Annotated in this window: 2 protein-coding genes and 1 pseudogene; 1 reads left to right on the forward strand and 2 read right to left on the reverse strand. The window is 39.9% G+C overall.

What is annotated here, in order from left to right:
- Together Q0314_RS01280 and Q0314_RS01285 are read right to left on the reverse strand one after the other, a co-directional pair.
- The coding region (locus Q0314_RS01280; protein WP_298055637.1) for a sensor histidine kinase at nt 1–915 on the reverse strand (915 nt) is incomplete at its 3' end.
- Complete coding sequence (locus Q0314_RS01285) at nt 908–1,687, reverse strand: response regulator transcription factor (RefSeq protein ID WP_298055639.1); 780 nt, start codon at nt 1,685–1,687, stop codon at nt 908–910. The genes Q0314_RS01285 and Q0314_RS01280, both read right to left, overlap by 8 nt.
- A gap of 42 nt (nt 1,688–1,729) precedes the next feature.
- Here Q0314_RS01285 and Q0314_RS01290 point away from each other — a divergent pair.
- Nucleotides 1,730–2,606 (forward strand): annotated as a pseudogene (locus tag Q0314_RS01290) (metalloid reductase RarA); the annotation flags it as partial.

The following is a 2,606-nucleotide window of genomic DNA, read 5'->3' on the forward strand; positions in this document are numbered from 1 at the left end:
TAAAAGCATATCTACCGAGTGATCGACGATGTCTATAACTCGGTGCTTATTTTTCTTAAGCTCCCATTGATTAGATACTAGTTTTTCGACCTTGACAACCTCGCCAAGTATCATTTCTAGCCTTATAAAAATTTGTTTTAATCTACTTTTAAATTTATCGTCTTGTAAGATTTCGGCTATCATATCCGCCATGATCCGCCCTTTCATTATCGGGTTGCGAAATTCGTGCAAGATGTTACGTAAAAATAGCGCTCTAGCCTGTTTTATCGCATCTATTTTTTGCATCGTCGTATTAAATTCGCTAGCGATTTGGCCTATTTCATCATTTGCTTCTACTTTTATCAGTCTAAATTTATCTTCTTCTCCTGCTCTTCTTATCATATTTTTTAAATTTCTGAGTCTCAGCAATTTTTTTAAGACGACTATGAAAAATGCGGCCATTACGATATTTACTATAAGCCAAAGTATCCAAATGTTATGCGAAGAAATTTCTTCTAAATTTTCTAAAGGCACATCGTTTTTCGCAATGTCATTTTCGCTTGATATATTAAGCCCTGCCGCCTCCATAATACGTGAAAACATCTTAGGATCTATGGAAGAAAATCTAGGTACAAAGTAGAGCTTTTTGTTGTATCTTATCATATCGGCATACGAATCGCTAAAAATTTTCTCACCATTTTGCCTGATCTCATTTGGATCGAGATCACTATTTTTAAGTCCGATTTGCGCTAGCTGCTTGGTTATATTGCCGTCTTCTTGTCCGCGTATGCGCATGCCTAGCATAAAGCGCTGGTAGGTAAAATACTCCGCATCTCTTATTTGCCTTTTTGATTCGATGAAAAATGCTAAATTTACTATAACTAACGCGGCAAAAAAGAAAAATGATATTAGTTTGATTATGGTTATATTACGCATTGATAAATTTATACCCTATACCGCGCACGGGGTGAATGAATCGCGGATTTTTAGGATCGTCTCCTATTTTTTGACGCAAGCGCCCTATGGCGACATCGATGCTTTTTAGTCCGCTTTGAAATTTCGCCTGACCCAAATTTATCAAAATATCCTCTCTTGGTATAACCATCCCCTCTTTTTCATAAAGGTAGATAAAGATGTCAAATTCCGCTTTCGTTAGCGCTATCTCCTCTTTGTTTTTTATGACGATACGCCTTTGTTTATCGACGCAAAAGGTTTTGGAGTCGTTGCTAGTTTGTATCCCTCGACGGAGTATCGCTCTTAGCCTAAATGCAAGCTCTATAGGCTCATACGGCTTTGCCATATAGTCATCCGCCCCAAGCTCAAAGCCCTTTATCTTATCTAGCGTTTCACTGCGGGCCGACGATATGATGATAGGTAACGATGGATAGCCTTGCCTAACATGCTTGCACACGTCAAGGCCGTCCATATCTGGCAAACCAAGATCAAGCACCAATGCGTCAAAAGTATTTTTTGCGTCTAGAATTTTAAGTCCTTCAACCGGATTTGTGACTATGGTTACGCCAATCTCACTTTTTGCCAATGCAAATTTTAAAAGCTCGGCCAGTTCAAGATCGTCTTCTATAAGCAAAATTTCTATCATAGTAGCTATTATATCAAATTTAAAATTTAAAACTAAAAAATATTTTTTAGTTAATGTTACCAAAATCTTACCGTTTTTGATAAGGTTATGTGTTATGATTTTATTCATAAAACCAAAGATGATGCTGTAAAAAATTTAAAGGAGTTTATGGTGAAAACATGTTTTTTTACAACAGGCAAGCGTAAGCTTACCTTTAGTTTGGCTGCGTTTATGGCTATGACATCTAGCGCAGGCGCTAGCGATAGCCTAGTAGAAGCCCTGCAAACAAGTACGCTAGGCGGAACTATTTTTTCATACTACGATATGGACTCAACCGAGTATTTTCCACCAGCCAGCAGAACAAATAGAATTCGTGAGCATATCGGCGGTTTAGGTGCTGAGCTTAGGTTTTTAACCGGCTCTTACTATGGCTTTAAGCTTGGTCTTACGGCTCAGGGCTTAGTAAATTTCGGTCCGTCAAAGGCTGCAAAAGAGTATTTTGCCTATGACTGGAATAGCGAAGGTGTAGCACTTTCAGAGGCCTACTTAGGATATGAAAATGACTATATCGACTTTAAACTAGGTCGCCAGTACTACAACTCAAAATACACAGGCCTAGTGCCGCCGCTTGTGGCTACAAACACGGATGTGGGCTACAAAGAGGCGTTTGAGGGCGTGAGCGCTAGGATAAAGCTTGATAGCATAGATACCGTTATCGGCCTAGCTGACTTTTGGAAATTTGCCGGTAGATCAAGCGCCGTAACGGGCGGCGATCATGGTGCGCCAAGATTTAAAGACAGAGTTGTTATCGGCGGCTTTGGGCCTTACGGCTATAAATTTGACAATATCTTTAACTCATTTGTGACATATAGCGGCCTTCCCGGCGTCTCACTCACGGCGGGTTACGCAAACGTATCTGGTCTTGAATATGACGATGCAGCCAACTCAAAAGGCGATATAAATTTCTACTTCGCAGCTGCTGGCTACAAAACGCCTACGCTTTTTGAAAACGCGATCGTTGGCATAGACTTTATGTATAAAGGCTCAA

The sequence above is a fragment of the uncultured Campylobacter sp. genome (genome assembly GCF_938040115.1).
In the GTDB taxonomy this organism is placed as follows: Bacteria; Campylobacterota; Campylobacteria; order Campylobacterales; family Campylobacteraceae; genus Campylobacter_A.